Genomic DNA, 22580 nt, shown 5'->3' with positions numbered 1-22580 from the left:
CGTTTTCGGTTTTTGCAATTATGCAGTAGAAGATTGCGTTGACATTGCCCGCCTCTGGAAAGTTCCGACATGCCCGCAAAACTGTCCGTGAATCTGAATGCCGTTGCCATGCTGCGCAACCGGCGCGATCTTCCCTGGCCGTCCGTTACTGCGCTCGGCCGCATTGCTCTTGAAGCCGGCGCAAGCGGGCTGACGGTGCATCCGCGCCCCGACCAGCGCCATGTGCGCTTTTCCGACCTACAGCCGATCCGCGATCTCATCGACGACGAGTTTTCCGAGACCGAGTTCAACATGGAAGGCTACCCGAACGAGGAGTTTCTGCGCCTCGTCGAGACCCATGAGCCGGAACAGGTGACGCTGGTGCCAGACGATCCGGCGCAGGCGACTTCCGACCATGGTTGGGACTTCCGCAAGAACCACAACCTGCTCGGCAGCGTCGTCGGCAGGCTGAAGAAGAAGGGATTCCGCGTTTCGCTGTTTGCCGATGGCGACGAGGACACGGAAGCGCTGCGCATCGCCAAGGAAACCGGTGCCGACCGCATCGAGCTTTACACCGGCCCCTATGGCGGCTGCTATGACGACCCGGAAAAGGCGGAGACGATTGCCGCCGCACTTGGGCGAACGGCAGAAATCGCCGCCAGCCTCGGGCTCGAGGTCAATGCCGGCCACGACCTGACGGTCGCCAACCTGCCGCTGCTCGCCAAACACATCCCGAACCTTGCCGAAGTGTCTATCGGCCACGGGCTGACGGCCGATGCGCTGGAATACGGCATGGCCGAGAGCGTACGTCGGTTCCGCCGCGCCTGCGGGCAGACGGTGTAAGCAAAACACAGCGGCGCGACGCCCGGCGCGGCTGTTGAACGCGGCGCCGGTTCGTGTGCGGCCGGCACCCTTTGCGTGCCAACCTTCACGAAAGTGCCGGCATGAAAGACATTTTCGTCGTTACCCACACGCAATCCATCCATCACGAAGAGGATAGGGTGGGAGGCTGGTACGACACCGACCTGACGGCGCGGGGCCAAGAGGATGCGGCGGCGACGGCCGAGCGGCTGCTGGCTCTCGTCGGCGGCAAAGAGGTGGAGATCCACAGCTCGGATCTTCGTCGGGCTTCGCAGACGGCGGCTGCAATTGGAAAACGGTTCCAACGGCCGGTGGCCGAGACGGCCGATCTTCGGGAAATCAGCTATGGCGTGGCGGGCGGAAAACCCCAGGCGTGGCTTGACGCACGCTATATCCCGGCGCCGGACGACAACCGGCTCGATTTTTCCTGCGGGATCGATGGCGCGGAAACCCGGCGCCAGGTGGCAGCCCGCGTCTACCCTTGCATCAGCGCGATCATCGAGCGGCCGTGTGAGACGCAGATCATCGTTACCCATGGCTTCACGCTGACGCTGGTGCTGGCCGCCTGGATGAAGGTGCCGATCGATGCCTGCGGTTTCCTGAGCTTTCCGGCAAAATCGGGAAGCATCACGCATCTGCGCCAGGACGACTTCTTCCGCAATCGGGCGGTACTCTGCCTGGCGGATGCTGCACACCTGACGTGCTGACGTTTCTCTGAATTTTCACGAGAATTTCCACCGCAGACATTCGCGTCAAGACTGCTATAGGTTGAGCCAATCTTTTCCAACATGTGCTGCCAATGACATCTCAGACCAGTTTCCGTGAGCGCATCGCGCTCTATGCCCTTCTGACCTCGCTCACCTCCATCAGCATCGATGCGCTGTTGCCGGGCTTGCGCCAGATCGGCGCCGATGTCGGCGTCGCGCCGCCGCTTTCCACCCAGCACATCATTTCGCTCTTCATCCTCGGCATGGCGTTCGGGGAGTTGCTGCTGGGGCCGCTCTCCGACGCTATGGGGCGAAAGAAGGCGCTCGTTCTCGGCCTTGGCGTCTACGCGCTCGGAACGATCATCGCCATGGTGGCGGGCTCTCTCGAGATGGTCATTCTTGGCCGGTTGCTGCAGGGGGTCGGTGTTTCCGGGCCGAAGATCGCCACGCGCGCCATGATCCGCGACCAATTCGAGGGCGATGCGATGGCCCGCGTCATGTCGTTCATGTTCACGCTCTTCATTCTCGTGCCGATGCTGGCTCCGGCTTTGGCGCAGGGCATCATCGCCGTCGGCGGCTGGCGCAGTGTCTTTGCCGTCTATCTCGCTGTGGCAGGCCTTCTCGGGCTGTGGCTGGTGCTGCGGCAGCCGGAAACGCTGCCGCCAGCCAAACGCATTCCCTTTCGTCCGAGGCTTCTCCTGCTGAACGGGCGGCGCATCCTGTCGAACCGGCGTGTGACGCTGCTGATCGTGGCGACCGGGCTCGTCTTCGGGGCGCAGCTCCTCTATCTCAGCACCGCCGCCGACCTGTTCTTCGATGCCTATGGCATCGGCCAGACCTTCCCGTTGTACTTCGCGATGCTCGCCACGGGCGTCGGGCTTGCCTCGTTCCTCAACGCGAAGCTCGTGCAGCGCTTTGGGGCTGAGACGATGGCGCGCTATGGCTTTCTCGGCTTGGCGGCAGCCGGGCTGGTCATGCTGGCGGTATCCGCTTCCTGGGGCGGACGGCCGCCCCTGGCTGTGCTGATGGTGCTCGGCTTTGCGGCGTTCTTTGCGATCGGGGTGCTCTTCGGAAACTTGAACGCCATGGCCATGCGCTCGCTTGGCCAGGTCGCGGGGCTGGGCGCATCGTTGATCGCCTCCGGCTCCAGCCTTGTGGCGACCCTGTTCGCGATCGCGATGGGCGCCTTCTACGACGGTACGACGCTGAACCTGTCGGCCGGCTTCTTCGTTGCCGGCATCAGCGCACTTGCCCTGGCCGAGATCGCGGTGCGGGGAGACGTGGCACCGGTCGAGGCCGCACGATAGCTGACGAGGCAAGCTCCGCAGGCCCGACGGAACGTTGCGGTCGTTTCGCACCGTCTGCCTCAAGCGTGCCGCATCACGGTTTTCGGACGTTTCGCGAACCGGGTGACACCAAAGCATGTCGCGCAAAAGTGTTCCGCGGTTTTGCGGGACATGCGTGAAAACAAGGACTTAAAGCGCCAAGCGAAACTGACAGATCGCGACGCGCTTTAATCGTTGTGGACGACGGAGATCTTGTTTCCCGAGGGGTCGCGCATGTAGGCGGCGTACCACGTAGGCCCGTAATGTGGGCGCGCGGCAGGGGCGCCTTCATCCGTTCCCCCATGGGCCATGGCCGCTTCGTAGAAGGCATCCACCTCTCCACGGGATTTGACCATGAAGCCGACCATGGCGCCATTTCCGGCACTTGCCGGTTCGCCGTTGAAGGGTTTGCAGACCCAAAGGACAGGACCTATGCCTGCTCCCCCTTCGGAGTAAGCGCGCCAGCCGGGAAAATCCGTGTGCTTGCTCCAGCCGATGGTCGCCAAGGCTGCGTCATAGAAGCAATTGGACTTGTCGGAATCCAATGCGCCAACGGTCATGTAAACGGTCATGATCTCCCCATTTTCCGGTTGCGGAACTGTGGGGATCTATATCGCGTTCTCGTGAACATAACAAGAACATAAAGGAAGACATTATTCCCGGTTCAAGATCCCGACCGGTCGTTGGCAGGGCGGGCAGACCTGAAACACTCGTTTGCGGACTTCGCCGCAAACAATGAACCCGGCGCGTTCGGCCGGGCCCACTTCGGTTTTATGGGTGCCAATCAGCCGGCAAGCCTTGCCCTGCTGGCGTCGAGGAAAGCGGTGAGCGGCAGTGGCGTGGTGCCGGTCAGGGCCGTCACGTCGCTTGTCACCATGTCGATATGGCCCTCGCGGGTGTTGGCGTCGAAGGAGACGACGATCGGGATGAGGAAGTCGGGCAGGCCCGCGCCCTTCAAGCCGCCAGCCAGCGCGTCGTCGGAAATGTGCACGACGTCGAGCGGCTTGCCTGCGGTCTTGGAGACGAGCGCGGCGATCTCGTCGGTCGAGCGCAGCTCCGGGCCGGTCAAGGTGAAGGTGCGGCTTTCGATGCCGGCGGAAAGGAGTGCCGCAGCTGCGGCCTTTGCCGCGTCGGCGCGGGCGAGGTGGGCGAGGCGGCCCTGGCCCGAGGACGAGTACCACTGTCCGGTTTCAAGCGCATGCGGCAGCGCCATGAACAGGTTCTCCATGTACCAGCCGTTGCGCAGGATCGTGTAGGGGATGCCGGTTGCCTTGATGGCGTTCTCGGTGCCGAGATGATCGGGCGCAAACGGGATGACCGACGTTTCCGGGTTCGGCATCGAGGTGTAGAGGATGTGCTTGGCGCCGGCTTTCTTCGCGGCCTCGACGGCGGCCAGGTGTTGACGCAGGCGCTTGCCCGGCTGGTCGAGCGCGTCGGTGGAGATGATCAGGATGCGGTCGGCGCCGGCAAAGGCCTTGTCGAGGGAGCCCGGATCGTCGAAGTCGGCAACGCGTGCCTGTACGCCCTTGCCGATATAGTCGGACAGCTTGGCCGTGTCGCGGCTGGTGGCTATGATGTTGGCCGGCTCGACCTTGCCGGATGCGATCAGCGCATCGAGCACGAGCTTGCCGAGCTGGCCGGTGGCTCCGGTCACGAGCAGTGTATCGGACATGGTTTTTCCTTTTTCTCTGTGGTGCCAGCCGATCGGCTTCGGGAGGGAAAGCGGGTCTGCCGGCGTTGGTCTCTTTTTGAGAGTTGCTCTAATCTAGTAATCTGGTAAGAGCTGTAAAGGAGGCAGTTTTTCCTGCTGTGGTTACAAAAAGGGTACCGTCACATGAACAAGCTGACCGGTGATGTGAAGGGCAAACGCGTGGCGATGGTCTGCGGCGTGCCGATGGATGTCGAAAACTGCCCGGTGCGCGATGTCATGGACAATATAGGCGGCAAGTGGAATTCGCTGATGATCCTGTCGCTCGCTGACGGCGCCTTGCGGTTTTCGGAACTGCGAAGGCTGATCCCCGATATTTCACAGCGCATGCTGACGCAGACGCTACGCGACCTGCAGCGCGACGGCTATATCAGCCGCACGGTGTTCCCGACGCAGCCGCCGAGCGTGGAATATGCGCTGACCGATCTCGGGCGCTCGCTGCTGGGACTGCTGAAGCATTTTGTCGACTGGTCGCTTGCCAACCATGGGGCCATCCGTTCGGCCCGCGAGGTATATGACGCGGCGTCGTGAGGGCGCGTTGAACTGGTCTGCGTGAGGGGCCGTTTTACCGTCCAAGCTTAGGGTGTGGCCTGCCCCTCACCCTAACCCTAACCCTCTCCCCGCAGGCGGGGAGAGGGGACGAGCGATACGGTGGCACCGTCGCTCGCATCAATCGTCAAGGAGCGGTGTCACCGAGGTACGCTGTCGTGGGGCGAAAGCATGCCGCGATGGTCCTTCTCCCCGTCAGGCGGGGAGAAGGTGCCGGCAGGCGGATGAGGGGCGGTTGCGTCCCGCAGCGTTGGCCGCGCCACGCGCGACGCCATGCCTCGGCGCAGCGATCTTGCCGTAGCGCTATGATTTTCCTTATAGTTTGCCGAGAAGACAGACGCAGCGCTTCGATCGCGCACCATTCCGAGGGATCATGAAGACACTGACTATCGGCATTGCGGGTGCCGGCCCGGCGGGGCTTGCGGCGGCGCTGATGCTGTCGCGGCAAGGCCATCGGGTGGAGATCCTCGAGCGTTTCGGTGAGGCGTCACCGGTTGGTTCCGGATTGATGCTCCAGCCGACCGGCCTGACGGTCTTGAGTGCGCTTGATCTGTTGCAGCCGATACTGTCGCTCGGCAGCCGGATCGACCGGCTTTATGGCGCGGACGCGAAATCCGGCCGGACCGTCCTCGATGTGCGTTACGATGCGCTTGCCGGCGGCCGCTTCGGGCTGGCCGTGCAGCGGGCGGCCTTGTTCGGCGTGTTGCACGATGCCGTCGTTGCGGCGGGTATTCCCATCCGCACGCGGGTGACGCTGACCGCGGCGACCACCTCGGGGCAAAAGGCGTTGCTGCTGGATGTCGCCGGCCAGGAGGTAGGACGCTATGACCTCGTCATCGATGCGACCGGCGCGCGCTCGACCATAGCGGCCGGGGCAGCGACGGCGCCGGGCGTGCGCGAACTTGCCTATGGCGCCTTCTGGGCGACGCTCGACAGCGACGGTCTCGCCCATGATGCAAACGCGCTGACGCAGCGCTATGACCGCGCCAAGGTGATGATCGGCATCCTGCCGGCGGGGCGGGCGCGGCCTGCGGAACGCGACCGCGTCGCCTTCTTCTGGAGCGTCAAGGTCGGCGATGCCGACGCCGTCAAGCGCGCGGGCCTCGACAGGTGGAAGGCAAGCATTCGCGGTTACTGGCCTGAGTGTGCGCCCTTGCTCGACCAGATCGACGATTGGGAGCAGTTGACGCTGGCGCGCTATGCCCACCGCACCATGCGCCCGCCGGCATCGGGCCGCGTCGCCTTTGTCGGCGACAGCGCGCATTCGACCAGCCCGCAACTGGGGCAGGGCGCCAACATGGCGTTGATCGATGCGGCGACGCTTGCCCATGCTCTGTCGCGCACCGATGACATCGACGCAGCCCTTGCCGCCTATGGCCGGGCACGGCGCAACCATATGGCGCTATTCCAGATGCTGTCTCTCGCCTTCACCCCCTTCTACCAGTCGGATTCGACAGCCCTTGCCTGGCTGCGCGACCGGCTGGTGGCGACGATCGCCCGCATCCCGCCGGCGCCGGCGCTGCTGGCATCGATCGTGTCGGGCACACTGATCGATCCCTTCGCGGCCGCGGGGCTGAAGGAGTGCGACTGGGCGCGTGTTAAGGACGAAGGTCATCGGTCGAGCGTGGCAGCGGCGGTGCCGGTGCGGGCCTGACGCACCCCGCCTCAGGCCACATTCACGAGGGCGCCTGTCTGGCACGTCTGCTTGCCTCCCTTGTCCTTCGCCTTACCCATGTCCTTGCCCGGAGAGGTTGGGCAGTGTCGGCTGAAATGCTTTGGGGGCGGCGCATCCAGGCTGTATAAGGCCGCCTCTTTCGACGAGGCCGTACGGCTCGATTCGCCCCATGACGAGGATGCCCATGACTGTATTCGTGTCTGCCGTTCTGGTGCATGTCGCCGATGTGGAGGCGGGGCTTTCCTGGTACCAGCGTGCCTTCCCGAGCGCCGAACGGCGCCGGCTGGAGGCTTTCGATTTCGACTATCTGAAGATTGGCTCGACCCATCTGGAAATCGTGCCGGCGGATGAGAAGGTGGCAAGCGGCGCGGCCGGTACGGTCGTCTATTGGCAGGTCGAGGATTTCGACCGGGCGCTTGCCCATTTCAACGATCTGGGCGCACCGCTCTATCGCGGTCCGCTGGCGATCGAGGACGAGTTTTGGATGTGTCAGGTCCGCGACCCCTGGGGCAATTGCATCGGCCTTCGCGGGCGTCGCAGCGGGGTACAAAGCCTCTAAGGGTCAAGGTCCGCCGTTCGCAAAGTGAGTCGCGAAGGCGTCGTAGCGCTTTGTTTTTGCATATGTTCGTGGCGCTAGGCGGCCTTGGCTTCCAGGCCCTGCAGAGCGCGCGTCAAGGCGTCGTAACAGGCGGGGTCGAGGCCGACCCCGACATCGGCTGCCATGATCGCCAGCGCCTTTGAGGCCGGCATGGCGGCGCGGTAGGGCCGGTCGGCCGTCAGGGCGTCGAAGATATCGGCGACCGTGACGATGCGCGTTTCGAGGTCGAGTTCGCCGCCCGACAGGCCCTGTGGGTAGCCGCTGCCGTCGAGCTTCTCATGATGATTGCGGGCGATTGTCGCGAGCCTTCGAAAGGCGTCGATCCGCTCCAGGATGCCCGCGCCGAGGTCGGGGTGGCTCTTCATCGCCGCCCATTCCTGCGGGTCGAGCTTGGCGGGCTTGTCCAGGACCTCGTTGGAAACGCCGAGCTTGCCGATGTCGTGCAGCAATGCGCCGCGCACCAGCCAGCGTTTGCGTGCGCGGCTGAAGCCGAGTTCCGTCGCGATCAGATCGGCAAAGAGCGCCACGCGCTTGCTGTGGCCGCTGGTAAACGGGCTCTTGGCGTCGATGACCTGGGCGAAGCCGTCGGCGATGTCGTCGAGCAGGTCCTCGTCCACAGCCTGCGAAAACCCGGCGGGCTCGAGCGCAAAGACGCGGCTATCGAGCTGTGGATCCTGCAGCGCCGACCAGAGATCGGGGTCAGCCGCGATGTCTTCGAAGACCGAAGCCAGATGCGGATCGAACCATTTTCCGGCGCGACGGCGAACTTCGCGACAGGCGGCCTTGCGGCCGGAGGTGATGTAGAAGACATCGACGACCTGGGCCAGAAGCGCAATGCGCGCCAGCGGCGAGATCTCCGCGCCCTTGCGCCCGAGCGGCTGGCCGCGACCGTCCCAATGCTCGTCGAGATCGAGGATGGCTTTGGCGACCGGCTCGGAAAAGCGCATGCGGCGCGCGATCTCGGCGCCGCGTTCGCAGCGGGTTTCAATCAGCTCCCGGTCGATCTTGCCGCCGCTCATCGCCAGGCTCAGCACCGTGCGCAGCTTGACCGCCAAGCCCGAGCGCACGGCGGTATTGGCGGCGATGAAGCCGAGAACCTGGGTGAAGCTGTTGTCGATCAGCTTGGCGTTGCGTTTGAAATCATGGTCGCTGGTGGCAAACAGCTTGCAGATGCGGGCCGCGTTGCTGCTGCAGCCGAGGTCCTTCAACAACAGGGTGTAGTAGAGATCATGCTTCTCGGCGTCGGAAAGGCCAAGCCTTTCGCCAAGATGCATGCCGATCCAGCAGCAGCGCACGCTGTGGCCCGCCGGCTGGCCGTCCGTCAGGTCGAGCGCGTAGCTGAGTGCGCTGACGATTTCCGCAAGCCGCAAAGTCTGCGGCTGACGCTGCAACCCCGATATCCCCGCCATGCTACACGCAATCCCCAATCCCTGCAGCTTTTCCTTAGCTGCAAAGGGATTAAGGCGGGCTTAGCACAGGAGAATGGCATCGGTGGGCGGGCAAACGCGCCCGGTGCCAACCTTATGCCGCGCGACGCAAATCCTCTTGGCCGAGGGCGAATTCGACGGCTGCGTCCGCATGGATTGCGGTGGAATCGAAGCCCGGCAGCGGCAGGGCCTTCGGGTCGAGGATCAGGCAGATCTCGGTGCAGCCGAGGATGACGGCATCAGCCCCATCGGCCTCGGCCTTGTCGATCAACTCGACCAGCGCCCTGCGCGAGGTGCCGAGCACCTTGCCGGCGCAAAGCTCGTCGAAGATGACGTTGTGCGTCAGCGTGCGGCCGGCAGCGTCGGGCACCATGACCTCGATGCCGTGGCTCTTCATGCGCTCGGCGTAAAAGCCGTGCTCCATGGTGTAGCGGGTAGCAAGCAGCAACGGCTTGCGGATGCCGGCGGCCTTGAGGCGGGCTGCAGTCTCGTCGATGATGTTGATCAGCGGGATGTCGACGGCCGCCTGAACAGCGTCTGCAATCAGGTGCATGGTGTTGGTGCAGATCAGCACGCAGTCGGCACCGGCGGCCTTCAGCCCGCGGGCAACATCGGCGAGCCTTCCTGCGGCGTCGTCCCAGCGGCCGGCCTTTTGCAGGTCGACGATCGACTGGAAATCGACGGAGTGCAGCAGCACCTCCGCCGAATGCAATGCACCCAGCCGCTCGCGAACGGCCTCGTTGACCATGCGGTAGTAGACCACCGAGCTTTCGAAGCTCATGCCGCCGATAAGGCCGATCTTGCGCATTTCCATCATCGCTTTCCCTGTGCCTGTCGCCACGCGCATTGGTGCTTTGCGGCTGTCGTTCGATTGAGGGAAATATGCCGGATCTTCATCCGCAATGGTTTGCTTTTTAGGCGCGATAATGGCATTTTGGCGCGAACGAATTGCGCCCTTCGGGCGGATTGTGCAAACATGCCGCGTGCATGTGAATTGAAGTGGGAGTGATGAGCGTGATTGACGAGAGGGACCGGAAGCTTTTGGCGCTGTTGCAGCAGGATGGCAGCATGGCGGTCGGCGAACTTGCCGACCGGGTGAACCTTTCGCTTTCCGCCTGTTCGCGCCGCATCCAGCGGCTGGAGGAGGCGGGCTATATCGCCAAGCGCATCGTCGTTCTCGACCGCGAGCGCATGGGCGTGCCGACCACCGTGTTCGCGATGATCAAGACCGCGCATCACTCCGACGAGTGGATCGAAGCCTTCCGCAGGGCGATCAGCGACATTCCCGAAATCGTCGAGGCGCATCGGCTGACCGGAAACTACGACTATATCGTCAAGGTGGTGCTGCCGCGGGTCGAGCATTACGACGTGGTCTACAAGCAGATCGTGCGCAAGGTCGAGCTGTTCGACGTTTCCGCGTCGATCTCGATGGAAATCCTGAAAAGCGGCACGGCGGTGCCGGTCGACTATGCGGAGTGACCGCGCGGACGCAACAGCTTCTGCCGCTACGATTGGACCAGGAATACCAGCGTTTCAGGCAACACGCCGTCATGCGCCATCGCATCGGCCGCCGGTTTGGTCTGCATGAAGGCGTCCAGCTTTTCCATGTCGGCGACGTCCATGACCAGGCCGACGCGGTTGGACGCCTTGATGTCGACGAATGTGCGGATATTGGTCACGCCGATCGGTTCGAATACCTGCTTGCGCAGAGGGGATGCGAGCCAGTGTTTGGTGTCCTTGACATCGTGATAGACCATGACTGTAGGCATGATGGCCTCCCTTCGGGGCTGGACGTGAAATCCAAGCGCACTGCTGCGATGTGTGCCTTCCCTTAAACGACAAGACGAGTGTGGCTGTTTTCGGCCAGTCATCCCAAAGATATCTCTGCCATCCCTTCGGATTAGCTCGGACACGATGCGGCCGCGGGCACGGCGATGATCCCGCCGGGCGTGATGGCGCTCCATTCGACGTCGCCAAAAAATGACGGACCCGAACCATGATCGCTGGTTCCAAGGGTCCGTCACGCAGAATGGGTGAATTTGATAGACCCTGACCTCGGGGCGGGTCTCGGGCGACCCCGGTCGGGGCCGCCTGTGCTGGCATGCAGGCTGTCGTGTGGTTTAAAGCGACAGGCCTGATGCGTTGTCCTTCGAGTGTTCCGGCTCATTCACATGTCGGTGCCGGCCGTGTCGGCCTTCAGGGCAGGCTGTTTGTTTCAGACGAGGTTGGTCTCGACGTCGATGTTGCCGTGCGTTGCCTTGGAATAGGGGCAGATGGCGTGGGCCGCATGGATCAGCTCGTGGGCGACGTCGCGGTCCAGTTCCGGCAGGGTGACATTGAGCCGTGCGCGCAGGAAATAGGAACCGTCATTGACGTTCAGGTCGATCTCGGTGTCGACAGCGAGACCAGCCGGAAGCTTGATCTTTCTCTGCAGGGCGGCAACCTCGATCGCACCGATGTAGCAGGCGGACCATGCGGCGCCGAAGAGGTTTTCAGCAGCCGGGTGCGGCTGTGCCAGCTTGAGTTCGAGCATGCCGTCGCTGCTCTTTGTGCCGCCGTTGCGGCCGCCGGTGTTGTGGGTCTTGCCGGTGAAAAGAAGCTTCTCGGTCATGGTGGTATCCTTTCTGATTAAGTTGAATCGCATCCGCTTCAATCGGATGCGAGATAAGTACGTCAACTGAAGCCGGATGTCAACACCGTTGCGATTTAATCGGATCCGATTTATATAGAGGTGGCCAAAGAGGACAATGGAACAGGATAGACCCATGCCGACATCCCCGACAGAAAAAGCTGCGCAGACAGCTCAGCCTTCCGCAGCGCAGGCCGACAGCGGCGGCAGGAAACTGTCCAACTTTCTGTGCTTTGCGATCTATTCGGCCAACCTCGCCTTCGGCCGCGCCTATAAGCCGATCCTCGACAAGCTCGGGCTGACCTATACGCAGTACGTGGCAATGGTGGCTCTATCAGAGGAAGACGACCAGACGGTCGGAACGCTCGGCGAAAAGCTGTTTCTGGAGTCGAACACGCTGACGCCCATCCTCAAGAAGCTCGAGTCCGAGGGCTATCTGCAGCGCCGGCGCGATCCAGCGGATGAACGGCAGGTGCGCGTGACGCTGACACCGGCTGGACGCAAGCTGGTCGAAATGGAGCCAGGTGCCGCGCTGACGGATGCAATCGGTCTTGGAGACGACTTTCCGGTCGTGCAGCAAACGGTTGTGACGTTGCGCGACAACCTGCTGCGTGCGACGCAAGGCAACTCCGGGAAAGGATAGCGGATGGCGCCTCGACGGGCCGCTTTGACGCGGCCTGGCCCGCCAGAGATGGCCGAGGGGCGGCAGAGCCGCTTCAGTCGTGCGGTGTGTGCGTCGTCACGCATCGATGAAGAGAGCGGGTTTGCGCCCTTGCGCGAACCTTGAAGGCGGGGCCAAACAGGTGAGATCTTAGCCCGGTCGGGAGAAAAGCCCTGGCGAGGAGATCAGTTGGGGCTCCGAGAGGAACAGAGGGGCTTCTCTCGCCCTCCCAGCATCAAGCCGGCTCCATTGTGCATGGCCGGGTTGATGACTTGGGAAACGCACGACCCGACACGAACAGTATGCAATCGCACTACCATTGTTCAACGCATCGCAAGGCATTCTGCGCCTGCCTCAATGTGCCGGTGGCTGCGCGTTCACGCGTCCTCTTCCTGGCATCACTACGCCGCAGCAAGCTTGGCTGGCGCCAGCATCTCGGCGGCTTTGGCGTAACCGCCGTCCATTCCATCCAGGAAATGCAGATGCGAATCCGGCTTGGCCGAGGGAACCAGGCAGGTCATCAGCGCGTGAGACTGGCGATGCAGTCCGAAATTTACCTCGCCGCGGTGTTTGGCAGCGACAAGAAGGGTCTCGACACGATCGATCTGTTCGCGCGTGCAGTCGACAGTCAGGCGCAAGCCATCATCGTATTTGCGGAAATCCGAACTGGCCGCGACCGCCGACCAGCGCTTTTTATCGACCTGCGTGCGCTCGTCCTTGGGCGCGCCGATGGTCTCCGGCACCGGATTGGATTGCCGCGGCCCGGCCTCGAGTACGGATAGAACGTGTCTCGCCAATGCGGCGAAGTCGTCAGCGCCTGTCTGCGCTGTCGGCTCGACCAGCAGGGATAGAATTTCGCCGCGCTGGCTTGCAAACGGCTTCCACTCGCACCTGAGGCCGGTCAGGTTCGGCGGCACCATATCCGTGTGCGGCTTTACCAGATAGCGCCCTTGTTTGATCTCATGCTCCGCCCACTTCAAGCCGCCACCGGCAAACATGGTGTAGGTGGCGTCTTGCGATGCCGCGTAGCGGGCTATCGTCACGTCGCGCCTATTCGCGCGGACTTCGCGCACGGTCAGCAGCCCCGCTCGAAGCGTCAGGCCAAGGCTGCCCTTGGCGAAGGCGGCCACCTGCCGCAACGCCGATGTCGCGGTTGTGGCCGCCTCCGGCGGCAACGCGAATGCCGCCCCATCGCCGCGAAAGACGAAGGGAAAATCGAACGTGCCCCAGGCATTGCCGAAGGCGGCGATTGCCGAGGCGCCGGCAAAGTTGACGTCCTCGTAGCGACCCGACCGTGTCGCCGAGGTCGAGTCGACGACATCCGTGATGGCGATGAGCCAATCATCGGGCAATGGCTCATAGATGGCCGGGTCGAGCACATCGGAGAATTTGCTGTGGGTCTGCGGCTGATGAGCGTGGTCGCTGTGCATCATGTTCTCCACGTCGACATGAAGGAGGTCAGGTCTGCGGGGCATCCGGCAGACCTGACCGGATCGCGTTCAGACCAGATTGGTGGCGACATCGATGTTGCCGTTCGTCGCCTTGGAGTAGGGACAGATCGCGTGTGCCGCATGGATCAGTTGCTGGGCGATATCACGGTCCAAGCCCGGCAGGCTGACATTGAGCCTGGCGCGCAGGAAGTAATTGCCGTCATCGACGTTGAGATCGATCTCGGCGTCGACCTCGGCTCCGGCGGGAAGCGTGATGTTTCGTTCGGACGCGGCGACCTGAACCGCGCCGATGTAACAGGCCGACCAGGCGGCGCCGAACAGGCGTTCTGCGGCCGGATGCGGCGCGGACAGACGGATGTCCAACTGGCCGTCGCTGCTGCGGGTGCCGCCGCTGCGGCCGCCGGTGTTGTAGGTCTTGCCCGTGAAAAGAAGCTTCTCAGTCATAGCTGTATCCCGTATCTGGATTAAGTCATGTCCGATTAACTCGGATGCGATGTAAATACAGAAATGGATCGGGCGTGTCAATCAAATTGCGATTTAATCGGATGCGATTTGTTTTTTGAGCCAAATGCAGTGACGCGGATGCGCGAACGGATGTTCGGTCTCCACGCCTGGGATATGGGCGCTTCCAGCGGCGCAATCGTTGTTTCGGAGGGGGAGGCGTGACGCGCTCAACAGAGCAGGGCGCGCGCCCTGAAGGCGTTTAAGCTTCGCGTCGACGGCTTTGGCCGGCGACGATCCGGCCCGGACGAAGAGAGCCAGGAATGACGCGCATTCGGACCGGAGCGGTCGCTTGGGATGGCATGCCGACGGACCCTTTTTGTTCAAGCCGCCTGATCGGCAAAGGCCAGCCGGAAGCATGCCCCGCCGCTTGGCGAGGTCAGGATGCGGATTTGCGCGCCGTGGCGCTGAACGATCTGCAGAACAAGGTTCAGGCCGAGACCGGCGCCGCGATCGCGCGGCTTCAGCCGATGAAACGGCTCGAATACGCGCTCCCGTTCGGCTTCCGGTATGCCGGGCCCGTCATCGGAGATTTCGATCACCCGGTCGCATGCCACCCGGACGACGATCGATCCCTGGTTCCCGGCATGCTCGATGGCATTCTGGATCAGATTGGTGATGGCGCGTGACAGCGAAGCCGGGTCACCCTGGATCGGCGACCGCTCCACCTCGGGCTCGAAGGAAAGCTCATAGCCCTGGTCGATCGCGAGCGGCGCGAGGTCGGCGGCGACGTCGCGGCACAATTCGACCAGATCGACCGGCGTCAGCGGCTTGGCATTGGCTTCAAGCCGCTGCAGATCGAGCAATTGTTCGGCGAGCGCCGAGATCCTCTCGCAGTCTGCGATCAGCCGATCGCGATCGGGCCCAGCCGCCAGCGAATCGAGCCGCGCCTGCAGGATCGCGACAGGGGTGCGCAGTTCGTGTGCTGCATCGAGGATGAAGCGCTGGTGGCGATCATAGGCCACATCAAGGCGGTGAAGCGCGCCCTTGATGCCCTGAACGAGGGGGCGGACTTCGCTCGGAATTGCCGTTTCCGTCAGCCGGTAACTGCGCCGGGCAATATCGATCCCGTCGGTTTCGGCCGCGAGCTGCGAAATTCCCTTGATGGCGCGATTGACGATCCAGGGAACGCCGATCACCGTGACGAGCGCGAGCAGCAAAAGCATCGGAGCGAGCGACACGCGTGAAAAGGTGAGGATGAGGGATCGTTCGCTGATGAGTTCGCCCTGTCCGAAGACCGTGAAATCGCCAGCCGGGCTCGATCGGCGCCTGAGGACCGCAAGATAGGGCGAGGGATCGCCGACATCGCGAATATCCGAATAGGTCATCCTGTCGAGTGTCTGGCTGATGCCCTTGTAGATCTCGGGTACTTCGCCAATCTGCAGGATCTCGCCCCGGTCGCTGCGGGCGATGAACCAGAATTTGGGATGTTTGGCGAGCAGATCCGCCAGCTTGTCGGTTTTGGCGAAGGCAAGCTTGCCGGCCGGCCCTCTCTCGATCGCCGCGAACGCCGTCTCCACCGGCGCCGGGCCGATGAGCACGCCGCCTTCGTCGGCGACAACAAGCAGAGTGACGAAGGAGAGACCGAAGACGAGCAGGATCGTCAATTGCAAGACCAGAAGCTGCGCGATCAGACGCTGCTTGAGGGACCGGGGCCAGAGCTTTCTCACCATCTGCACCCTATTGTTAGACAGGCAACGCGGTGCATCGAGCGCTTGCGGCCGATGCAGTTTTTATCGCATAGCGACGTTTGCAAACACTGGATTGCACGGACATTGCACGGATATTTTCGACCGTGTTTTGCCGCGCAAGGTCGTATGGATACTGTGAGGAACTGGGAATGTTGGGCGAAGGCGCGCCATGCGCAGGCGCACTGCACAGTAGCCCATCACCCTATTGCAGTGTCCGGGCGCGCGCCATGACCGATTTTGCAAGGGTGACATCCAAAGCCGGCGGTTGTGCTGGTGCGCGCGTGCTCCACATTTGAGAAAAGTCAAATCAGGATCAAGGCCATGCAGGACAGGCATCATGTCGTCGTCGTCGGTGGAGGGTTTGGCGGGCTGCAGCTCGTCAACGGGCTTGCGGGCGCGCCGGTGCGCATCACGCTGATCGACCGGCGAAACCACCATCTGTTCCAGCCGCTGCTCTACCAGGTCGCCACCACACTGATCGCCACCTCCGAGATCGCCTGGCCGATCCGCAACCTCTATCGCGACCGGCCGGAGGTGACGACGCTGCTCGGCGAAGTGACCGGTGTCGACGCCGGCTCCATGACCGTAACGCTCAAGGGCGGGCAGGCGATCGGCTACGATACGCTGGTGCTCGCGACCGGTGCGACCCACGCCTATTTCGGCCACGACGAATGGGAGCCGGTGGCGCCGGGGCTGAAGACGCTCGAGGATGCAACCACGATCCGCCGCCGCGTGCTGCTTGCCTTCGAGCAAGCGGAACTTGAAGAAGACCCTGTCATCCGCGAGGCGCTTCTGACTTTCACCGTCATCGGTGCCGGGCCGACGGGCGTCGAGCTTGCCGGCATTATCGCCGAAATGGCGCACAGCACGCTGCCTTCCGAGTTTCGCCGCATCGATACGCGCCAGGCCCGCGTCATCCTCGTGGAGGCGGGGCCGCGCATTCTGGCCGCCTTCAGCGAGGACCTGTCGGACTACGCGCGGCGCGAACTGGAGAGGCTCGGCGTGGAGGTTCGCATCGGAACGCCAGTGACGGCTTGCACGGCTGAAGGCGTGACGATCGGCGAAACCTTCGTCGCCAGCCGCACGCTGATGTGGGCTGCCGGCGTCCAGGCGTCGCCCGCCGCCCGCTGGCTCGGCATTGCCGAGGACCGCGCGGGCCGCGCGATCGTCGGAGCCAATCTCCAGGCGCCCGGCCATGACGATATCTTCGTCATCGGCGACACGGCCAGCGTCACTTATGACGGCGGCAAGCCGGTGCCGGGCATCGCGCCCGCCGCCAAGCAGCAGGGCGCCTATGTCGCCAAGGTTATCCGCGCCCGCCTTGCCGGGGCCAAACTGCCCGGTGACTTTCGTTATCGCCACCAGGGGAGCCTCGCCACGATCGGCCGGCGGGCGGCGATCATCGATTTCGGTCGCTTCAAGCTCAAGGGCGCGCTTGCCTGGTGGATCTGGGGCATTGCCCACATCTACTTCCTGATCGGCACGCGCAGCCGCTTTGCCGTCGCCTGGAGCTGGTTCTGGACCTATCTCAGCGGCCAGCACAGCGCCCGCCTGATTACCCAGAAGGAGACCTTGCGCGACGGGCAATAGCGCCGGGACAAGGGCCGGCGGGTTGCGCGTTGGCGGCGGCTGCTATCGGCGGCCAAGTTTCCTTGCAGGCTTGCGGCGGAGCGATTGTCGACAGGTACTGGCGGGCGGAACGACGCGCCCGCGTGATATCAACCGTGATCGTGGATGCTGCAAGAAAGTCTTTGCTTTACAAGCATCAATTGTATGCTAACTGTCTGATATTATGAATGCCCGTCCGACTGTGCGCAGCGGCTCGGGATGGCGACATGCATAGACTTGCATACGGACAATGGCCTTGGCCATGCCGCGTGAATCCATTCATCGGCGATGGGCTCGAGGGTTGAAATCCGATCTGCGTTGGGGAGACGGAGATGGACGCAACAGTGCATCCGAAAGCGATCGAGCATCTGCCGATGTTCATCACCGCGCCTGGACAGCCCGACATTCTCTTCAATGTCGTCCTGGTTTTCCTGCTGCTGGCGATCTTCCTGATCGGTACGTTCTACCTGCGCCTGCATGCTCTGCCCGAGCAAATGGCGCATGGGGCGAGCAAGGCGAAGTTCGAGGTCGTGGCGGTGCTGGCGCTGATCGCGCTGTTCACCCACAATCATCTCTTCTGGATCGCGGGGCTGATACTGGCGCTGGTCGATCTGCCTGACTTCTGGTCGCCGCTGAGATCGATCGCCCGCTCGCTGGAGAAGATGTCTGGGCGAGAACCGGAGCCGGAGCTGGACGCCCACGGACACGTCATTGTCGCCCCCCAGGCCGGTGCCGCGCCGGCGACACCGGTCGCGGAAACCACTGTTGTTTCGACCGTAACCGACGGGAGGGCATGACCCATGTTCGAGTTCCTGCTCTGCTCCATGCTCACCATCCTTCCCGACTATCTCTTTCGCCGTTACGTCCAGGACAGAAGGTTCGGCCGGGAGATCACACTCTATTCCGTCTGGTATGAGCTCCGCTACGGCATCACCGCCTGCGTGATGTTGACGCTGACCTTGATCACGCTGGTGTTCTATTTCCATCCGTCGACGAAGAACGTCACCTCGCTTTTCCGCACCGTTGCAATCCTGCCTGAGACGGGCGGGCGTGTGGCCGAGATCTTCGTCAACCTCAATCAGGAGGTCAAGGCAGGCACACCGCTGTTCCGGCTCGACAGCACCGAGCAGGAAGCGGCCGTCGAGCTGGCGCGTCGGCAGATCGCCGAGGTGGAAGCCGAGACGACTGTGGCGCAGACCGAGCTTGCTGCGGCCGACGGCGTGATCGTGCAGGCCGAAGCCGCTGTGAGGCAGGCTCAGGACGAGTACGACACGCAGGTCGAATTGAACCGGCTCAATCCCAACGTGGTTGCACGACGCGAGATCGAACGCCGGCAGGTCGCGCTTGAAGGGCGCAAGGGCGCGCTTACGGCTGCCCTTTCCAGCAGGCAGACGCTGGAGACGAAGATTGCGTCGCTGTTGCCCTCGCAGAAGGCGAGCGCAGAGGCAGCGCTGAAGCAGGCCACCGCCGAACTCGAAAAGACCACGGTGCGCGCCGGCATCTCGGGCACGCTACAGCAGTTCACCCTGCGTGTCGGGGAAGTCGTCAACCCGATGCTGCGTCCGGCCGGCGTCCTGGTGCCGACCGAGGCTGGCAAGGTGGCGCTGATCGCCGGTTTCGGCCAGATCGAAGCACAGGTGCTGAAGGTCGGCATGATTGCCGAGGCCACCTGCGTCGGCAAGCCCTTCACCATCATTCCGATGGTGGTGACGCAGGTGCAGGACGTGATCGCCGGCGGGCAGCTGAGAGCCAGCGACCAGCTGGTCGACGTGACGCAACTGGCGAGACCCGGAACGCTCACCGTCTTCCTGGAGCCACTCTATGCCGATGGCCTCGCGGGCATTCCGCCCGGCAGCAGCTGCATTGCCAACGCCTATACCAACAGCCATGACGAGTTGGAATCGCCCGATATCAGCTCGCTGCGCTGGGTCTATCTGCACGTGGTCGATACGGTCGGCCTTGTGCACGCGATGATCCTGCGCATGCAGGCGGTGATGCTGCCGGTACAGACGCTGGTGCTGGGCGGGCACTGACGGCGCTTCCCAGGTCGGGGAGGTGGGCTCACTTGCCCGAAGCAATCACACGCGCCGTCGAGAGACGGGGTGGCACGCCGGGGGGCCGAGTGGCATCGTCAGCCGCCATGCGCCTCAGTCGTCCTTGCTTTGGGTCGCCTTTGCCCGACTGCTAACAGGGGCCTTCTTCTTCTTCGCCTTGGCTTGATTGTAATCGATCGCGGCGCGGATGAGGTTCTGGAACGCAGGCTCGTCGATCTCATCGCCCTCGAACAGATCGATCGCCCGCCAGACCTTGCCGTTCAAGCCGTTGTTGAACAGATTTTCAGGGTCCGGCAGGCTGGCGCCGTGGGAAAAGGTCAGCTTCACCTTGTCCTTGTGGGCATTGCCGACGGCGATGATGCCGTCACGCGACCACACGGGGCTTCCCATCCACTTCCATTCCTCGATGATCTCCTTGTCGGCCCCAAGGATGAGCCTGCGCAGACTGGCGAGTGTCTTGCCGCGCCAGTCGTCGGTGTCGGCGATCAACTGGTCGATATGCTCGGATGCATTCATTGGGGCTCGATCCTCCGGTTCCCGGCGTTTCTTTCGGCCGCGTTGACGTTGCCTGGCCTGGCCGTCGACGGACCGTCGTCTCAGTCGGCTAATCCAGGGGCGGCGCAGCTGCCACCGCACAATGCCTCAAATCGGAATCGATTCAAGATGTTGTGCGGCCGGATTAATGCGTTGGAGCCGGGCGCGGCACTGTCGTTCCATCGTGCCGAACGCGGCCGGTTGCGCATGTTCCGGTTCGCACCGCGGTAGGCTGCAGGCCTATCGGCTTCAGTTCTCGTCGCTCGCTGGCACGGCCAACGTCCACGGCTCCCAGACGTCATCGGGGGCGCCGCCCTGGCGGCGGTAGAAGCGCTTTGCCGGCTCGTTGCCGGCAAGCACGGTCCAGTTGACGCGGGGCGCGCCGATGGCGGTGGCGTGGCGTTTCAGGGCGGCGACGAGGGCCGCCCCCGCGCCCGAGGAGCGGGCACCTTCCTCGACGAACAATTCCTTCAAAATGACGGTCGGTTTCAGGTCGTAGGTCCAGGGAACGACATAGTGCACGGCGATGCCGACGACGCGACCTTCGAGGTCGGCGACGAGGACGCCGAAGCGCGGGGTTTCCCCAAGGCCGTGGTCGATGAGGTCCTTTTCCGTCACGGCGAACTTGTCGATGTAACCTTCGAAGACGGCCAGGCCGCGCATCAGCGCCAGTACGGCGGGCACGTCGCCTTGCGTGAACGGGCGGATGGAAAGAGTGTTCGTCATCGGGTTCCTTTGCACGGCTCAGCAACCGCGTCGATCCTGCCGCCAGCTTGGCGTGTTTGTGCTGCTCCGCCAAGGCCGCCGTTTGGCGGCCATCCGTCTCGCCGCTACCCTCAAGCAGCCAGCAGGCGCTTCGGCTCGCCGGGGGCTGCACCCGAAGCGAAGGCGAAGCCCTCGTCTTCCCAGCCGGTGATGCCGCCGATCATGATCTTTACCGGCCGTCCGAGCCGGGCGATCTTCAGCGCCGCCTGGTCGGCGCCGTTGCAATGCGGCCCGGCACAATAGGCGACGAACAGGGTGTCATCAGGCCATTCCGCCATGCGCTCTGCGGTGATCTCCCGGTGGGGGAGATGGATCGCGCCCGGCACATGGCGGCGGGCGTATGCAGCCTCGGTGCCGACGGCGTGGAGCAGCACGAAATCCTGCTCGCCGCTCTTCAGGGCATGGGCGACATCGGCGCAATCGGTCTCGACGCTCAGCCGTCCGGCAAAATGGGCAATGGCGATCTGGGGCGCTGCGGCTGGGGTTTCGGTGACGTAGCTCATCTGGCTCTCCTGTGGCTCTTGGCTTCAGCGGTTGACGAGGATGGTTGTAGCAACGTCGGAGAGGGGCTGGCAGATGGCGGGTTTGCCATATATGCTCAACATCATGCCAAAACCATCTGTCTCATCGCAAACACCCGCTAACCCGCTTGTGGTCGCTCTTGCCTATGATGGTCTCTGCACCTTCGAGTTCGGCGTGGCCGTCGAAATGTTCGGCCTGCCGCGGCCGGAGATGGGCGAGGGCTGGTATCGCTTCGCGGTCGCCGCGATCGAGCCGGGGGAACTGAGGGCGACCGGCGGCATCCGGATGATGGCCGATGGCGGGCTCGATCTCCTGGGGCAGGCGGGCACCATCATCGTGCCCGGCTGGCGCGGCGCCGATACGCCGGTGCCCGAAGCCCTGTGCCGGGCGCTGCGCGCCGCGCATGCCGGCGGCGCGCGGGTGCTTTCCATCTGCTCGGGCGTCTTCGTGCTGGCGGCCGCCGGCCTGCTCTCCGGCCTCAGGGCAACGACCCATTGGCGCTATACGGACAAGCTGAAGGCGGCCTATCCCGACGTCGAGGTGGTGCCCGATGTGCTCTATGTCGACAGCGGCACGGTGCTGACGTCGGCCGGCAGTGCTGCCGGCATCGATCTCTGCCTGCATCTCATTCGCCGCGATTTCGGCAGCGAGGCGGCAAACCGGGTGGCTCGCCGTCTCGTCGTGCCGCCGCACCGCGATGGCGGGCAGGCGCAATATATCGAAAGGGCGGTGCCGGAGGTGCACGAGAGCGCTCGCCTCGGGCCGTTGATCGACCGGATGCGCGCGCAGCTCGGCGAGGATTTTTCGATCGCCGCGCTCGCCAGTTCCGTCGGCATGAGCGAGCGCACCTTCCTTCGCCGCTTCGAGGCGGCAACCGGCACCACGCCGGCACGCTGGCTGCTCGGCGAACGGCTGGCGCGAGCCCGGCAACTGCTGGAGGAAAGCACGCTCGGCATGGAGCAGGTGGCCGAAGTCTCCGGTTTCGGCTCGACCCAGACGCTGCGCCACCATTTTCGCCAGCAGCTTTCGACGACGCCTGCCGCCTATCGCGCCATGTTCGGGCGGATGGGGACGCCTGCAAGCGCGCCTGCGGAAGCCAGCGCGGAGTGATCCGTCAGCTACCGCGTTTCTGGAGCGCTTCCCCTGCAAACGGAACCGTCGAAACCCTCTATCTGTCTGTTTCTACGTAATGCCTGACGAGGAATCGCTGCACGCTTCGGCCGGAATGGCGCGAGGAATACATAGCCTTGATGGTGGCTCGGACATCGAAGGTGTTGCCGCCTTGGGCGGGCGGGATGATTTTCTGCTCCTTCGCAGGCCCCGTAGGACCATCAT

At 63.5% G+C, this 22580-nt stretch carries 24 protein-coding genes; 12 read left to right on the top strand and 12 right to left on the bottom strand.

The features are described 5' to 3' along the window. The first annotated feature begins 69 nt into the window (after positions 1–69). The 3 genes from HT585_RS09705 to HT585_RS09695 all read left to right on the top strand — a co-directional run bounded on the left by HT585_RS09705 (position 70) and on the right by HT585_RS09695 (position 2854). A complete protein-coding gene (locus tag HT585_RS09705) occupies positions 70–822 on the top strand; it encodes a pyridoxine 5'-phosphate synthase (protein ID WP_176352706.1) in 753 nt (250 codons plus the stop codon). Positions 823–923: 101 nt separating this feature from the next. Further along, positions 924–1547 (top strand): histidine phosphatase family protein, encoded by a 624-nt coding sequence (locus HT585_RS09700; protein WP_176352705.1) that lies wholly within the window; start codon positions 924–926, stop codon positions 1545–1547. Positions 1548–1639: 92 nt separating this feature from the next. After that, positions 1640–2854 carry a multidrug effflux MFS transporter gene (locus tag HT585_RS09695; RefSeq protein WP_176352704.1) on the top strand — a complete coding sequence of 405 codons (1215 nt, stop codon included), beginning with the start codon at positions 1640–1642 and terminating at the stop codon, positions 2852–2854. A 206-nt stretch (positions 2855–3060) separates the two neighbouring features. Here the strand turns inward: HT585_RS09695 and HT585_RS09690 are convergent, their stop codons facing one another. Together HT585_RS09690 and HT585_RS09685 are read right to left on the bottom strand one after the other, a co-directional pair. Continuing rightward, complete coding sequence (locus HT585_RS09690) at positions 3061–3444, bottom strand: VOC family protein (RefSeq protein WP_176352703.1); 384 nt, start codon at positions 3442–3444, stop codon at positions 3061–3063. A gap of 212 nt (positions 3445–3656) precedes the next feature. Next, positions 3657–4544 carry an SDR family oxidoreductase gene (locus HT585_RS09685; RefSeq protein WP_176352702.1) on the bottom strand — a complete coding sequence of 296 codons (888 nt, stop codon included), beginning with the start codon at positions 4542–4544 and terminating at the stop codon, positions 3657–3659. Positions 4545–4706: 162 nt separating this feature from the next. On the opposite strand from HT585_RS09685, the gene HT585_RS09680 reads away from it, so the two are divergent. The 3 genes from HT585_RS09680 (at position 4707) to HT585_RS09670 (ending at position 7363) form a co-directional block, all read left to right on the top strand. Next, the gene (locus tag HT585_RS09680) at positions 4707–5111 is read left to right on the top strand and encodes a winged helix-turn-helix transcriptional regulator (protein WP_176352701.1); all 405 of its coding nucleotides are present in this window, start codon (positions 4707–4709) and stop codon (positions 5109–5111) included. Positions 5112–5502: 391 nt separating this feature from the next. After that, positions 5503–6783 carry an FAD-dependent oxidoreductase gene (locus tag HT585_RS09675; RefSeq protein ID WP_176352700.1) on the top strand — a complete coding sequence of 427 codons (1281 nt, stop codon included), beginning with the start codon at positions 5503–5505 and terminating at the stop codon, positions 6781–6783. A gap of 205 nt (positions 6784–6988) precedes the next feature. Then, a complete protein-coding gene (locus tag HT585_RS09670) occupies positions 6989–7363 on the top strand; it encodes a VOC family protein (RefSeq protein ID WP_176352699.1) in 375 nt (124 codons plus the stop codon). 74 nt (positions 7364–7437) lie between these two features. Here HT585_RS09670 and HT585_RS09665 read toward each other — a convergent pair whose 3' ends face one another. Together HT585_RS09665 and HT585_RS09660 are read right to left on the bottom strand one after the other, a co-directional pair. After that, on the bottom strand, positions 7438–8811 hold the full coding sequence (locus HT585_RS09665) for an HD-GYP domain-containing protein (protein WP_176352698.1): 1374 nt from the start codon (positions 8809–8811) through the stop codon (positions 7438–7440). A 112-nt stretch (positions 8812–8923) separates the two neighbouring features. Next, entirely contained in the window at positions 8924–9643 is a 720-nt protein-coding gene (locus tag HT585_RS09660) for an aspartate/glutamate racemase family protein (protein WP_176352697.1), read from the bottom strand. A 200-nt stretch (positions 9644–9843) separates the two neighbouring features. On the opposite strand from HT585_RS09660, the gene HT585_RS09655 reads away from it, so the two are divergent. Then, a complete protein-coding gene (locus HT585_RS09655) occupies positions 9844–10308 on the top strand; it encodes a winged helix-turn-helix transcriptional regulator (protein ID WP_176353257.1) in 465 nt (154 codons plus the stop codon). Between the two features lie 26 nt (positions 10309–10334). Here the strand turns inward: HT585_RS09655 and HT585_RS09650 are convergent, their stop codons facing one another. Further along, positions 10335–10598 (bottom strand): hypothetical protein, encoded by a 264-nt coding sequence (locus HT585_RS09650; protein ID WP_176352696.1) that lies wholly within the window; start codon positions 10596–10598, stop codon positions 10335–10337. Between the two features lie 446 nt (positions 10599–11044). Further along, a complete protein-coding gene (locus HT585_RS09645) occupies positions 11045–11440 on the bottom strand; it encodes an Ohr family peroxiredoxin (RefSeq protein WP_176352695.1) in 396 nt (131 codons plus the stop codon). Positions 11441–11594: 154 nt separating this feature from the next. On the opposite strand from HT585_RS09645, the gene HT585_RS09640 reads away from it, so the two are divergent. Then, the gene (locus HT585_RS09640; RefSeq protein ID WP_176352694.1) at positions 11595–12101 is read left to right on the top strand and encodes a MarR family winged helix-turn-helix transcriptional regulator; all 507 of its coding nucleotides are present in this window, start codon (positions 11595–11597) and stop codon (positions 12099–12101) included. 419 nt (positions 12102–12520) lie between these two features. On the opposite strand, the gene HT585_RS09635 is transcribed toward HT585_RS09640, so the two are convergent. The 3 genes from HT585_RS09635 to HT585_RS09625 all read right to left on the bottom strand — a co-directional run bounded on the left by HT585_RS09635 (position 12521) and on the right by HT585_RS09625 (position 15744). Further along, entirely contained in the window at positions 12521–13549 is a 1029-nt protein-coding gene (locus HT585_RS09635) for a DUF3095 family protein (RefSeq protein WP_176352693.1), read from the bottom strand. A 69-nt stretch (positions 13550–13618) separates the two neighbouring features. Continuing rightward, on the bottom strand, positions 13619–14014 hold the full coding sequence (locus HT585_RS09630; protein ID WP_176352692.1) for an Ohr family peroxiredoxin: 396 nt from the start codon (positions 14012–14014) through the stop codon (positions 13619–13621). Between the two features lie 380 nt (positions 14015–14394). Beyond that, the gene (locus HT585_RS09625) at positions 14395–15744 is read right to left on the bottom strand and encodes a sensor histidine kinase (protein WP_176352691.1); all 1350 of its coding nucleotides are present in this window, start codon (positions 15742–15744) and stop codon (positions 14395–14397) included. Positions 15745–16083: 339 nt separating this feature from the next. On the opposite strand from HT585_RS09625, the gene HT585_RS09620 reads away from it, so the two are divergent. The 3 genes from HT585_RS09620 to HT585_RS09610 all read left to right on the top strand — a co-directional run bounded on the left by HT585_RS09620 (position 16084) and on the right by HT585_RS09610 (position 19403). Continuing rightward, a complete protein-coding gene (locus tag HT585_RS09620; RefSeq protein WP_176352690.1) occupies positions 16084–17352 on the top strand; it encodes an NAD(P)/FAD-dependent oxidoreductase in 1269 nt (422 codons plus the stop codon). Positions 17353–17702: 350 nt separating this feature from the next. Further along, positions 17703–18167, top strand: a complete 465-nt coding sequence (locus HT585_RS09615; RefSeq protein WP_176352689.1) for a hypothetical protein — start codon at positions 17703–17705, stop codon at positions 18165–18167. Between the two features lie 3 nt (positions 18168–18170). Then, the gene (locus HT585_RS09610) at positions 18171–19403 is read left to right on the top strand and encodes an HlyD family secretion protein (RefSeq protein ID WP_176352688.1); all 1233 of its coding nucleotides are present in this window, start codon (positions 18171–18173) and stop codon (positions 19401–19403) included. A gap of 114 nt (positions 19404–19517) precedes the next feature. Here HT585_RS09610 and HT585_RS09605 read toward each other — a convergent pair whose 3' ends face one another. The 3 genes from HT585_RS09605 to HT585_RS09595 all read right to left on the bottom strand — a co-directional run bounded on the left by HT585_RS09605 (position 19518) and on the right by HT585_RS09595 (position 21226). Next, a complete protein-coding gene (locus HT585_RS09605) occupies positions 19518–19940 on the bottom strand; it encodes a DUF1801 domain-containing protein (RefSeq protein WP_176352687.1) in 423 nt (140 codons plus the stop codon). 267 nt (positions 19941–20207) lie between these two features. Beyond that, a complete protein-coding gene (locus HT585_RS09600) occupies positions 20208–20684 on the bottom strand; it encodes a GNAT family N-acetyltransferase (protein WP_176352686.1) in 477 nt (158 codons plus the stop codon). A gap of 110 nt (positions 20685–20794) precedes the next feature. Continuing rightward, the gene (locus HT585_RS09595; protein ID WP_176352685.1) at positions 20795–21226 is read right to left on the bottom strand and encodes a rhodanese-like domain-containing protein; all 432 of its coding nucleotides are present in this window, start codon (positions 21224–21226) and stop codon (positions 20795–20797) included. 73 nt (positions 21227–21299) lie between these two features. Here HT585_RS09595 and ftrA point away from each other — a divergent pair, with 73 nt between their 5' ends. Next, positions 21300–22355 (top strand): transcriptional regulator FtrA, encoded by a 1056-nt coding sequence (ftrA, locus tag HT585_RS09590; RefSeq protein WP_176352684.1) that lies wholly within the window; start codon positions 21300–21302, stop codon positions 22353–22355. Positions 22356–22580 lie beyond the last annotated feature (225 nt).

It is taken from the genome of Ensifer oleiphilus, from assembly GCF_013371465.1.
GTDB lineage: Bacteria > Pseudomonadota > Alphaproteobacteria > Rhizobiales > Rhizobiaceae > Ensifer > Ensifer oleiphilus.
This window is presented reverse-complemented; position numbering and strand designations above follow the sequence as displayed.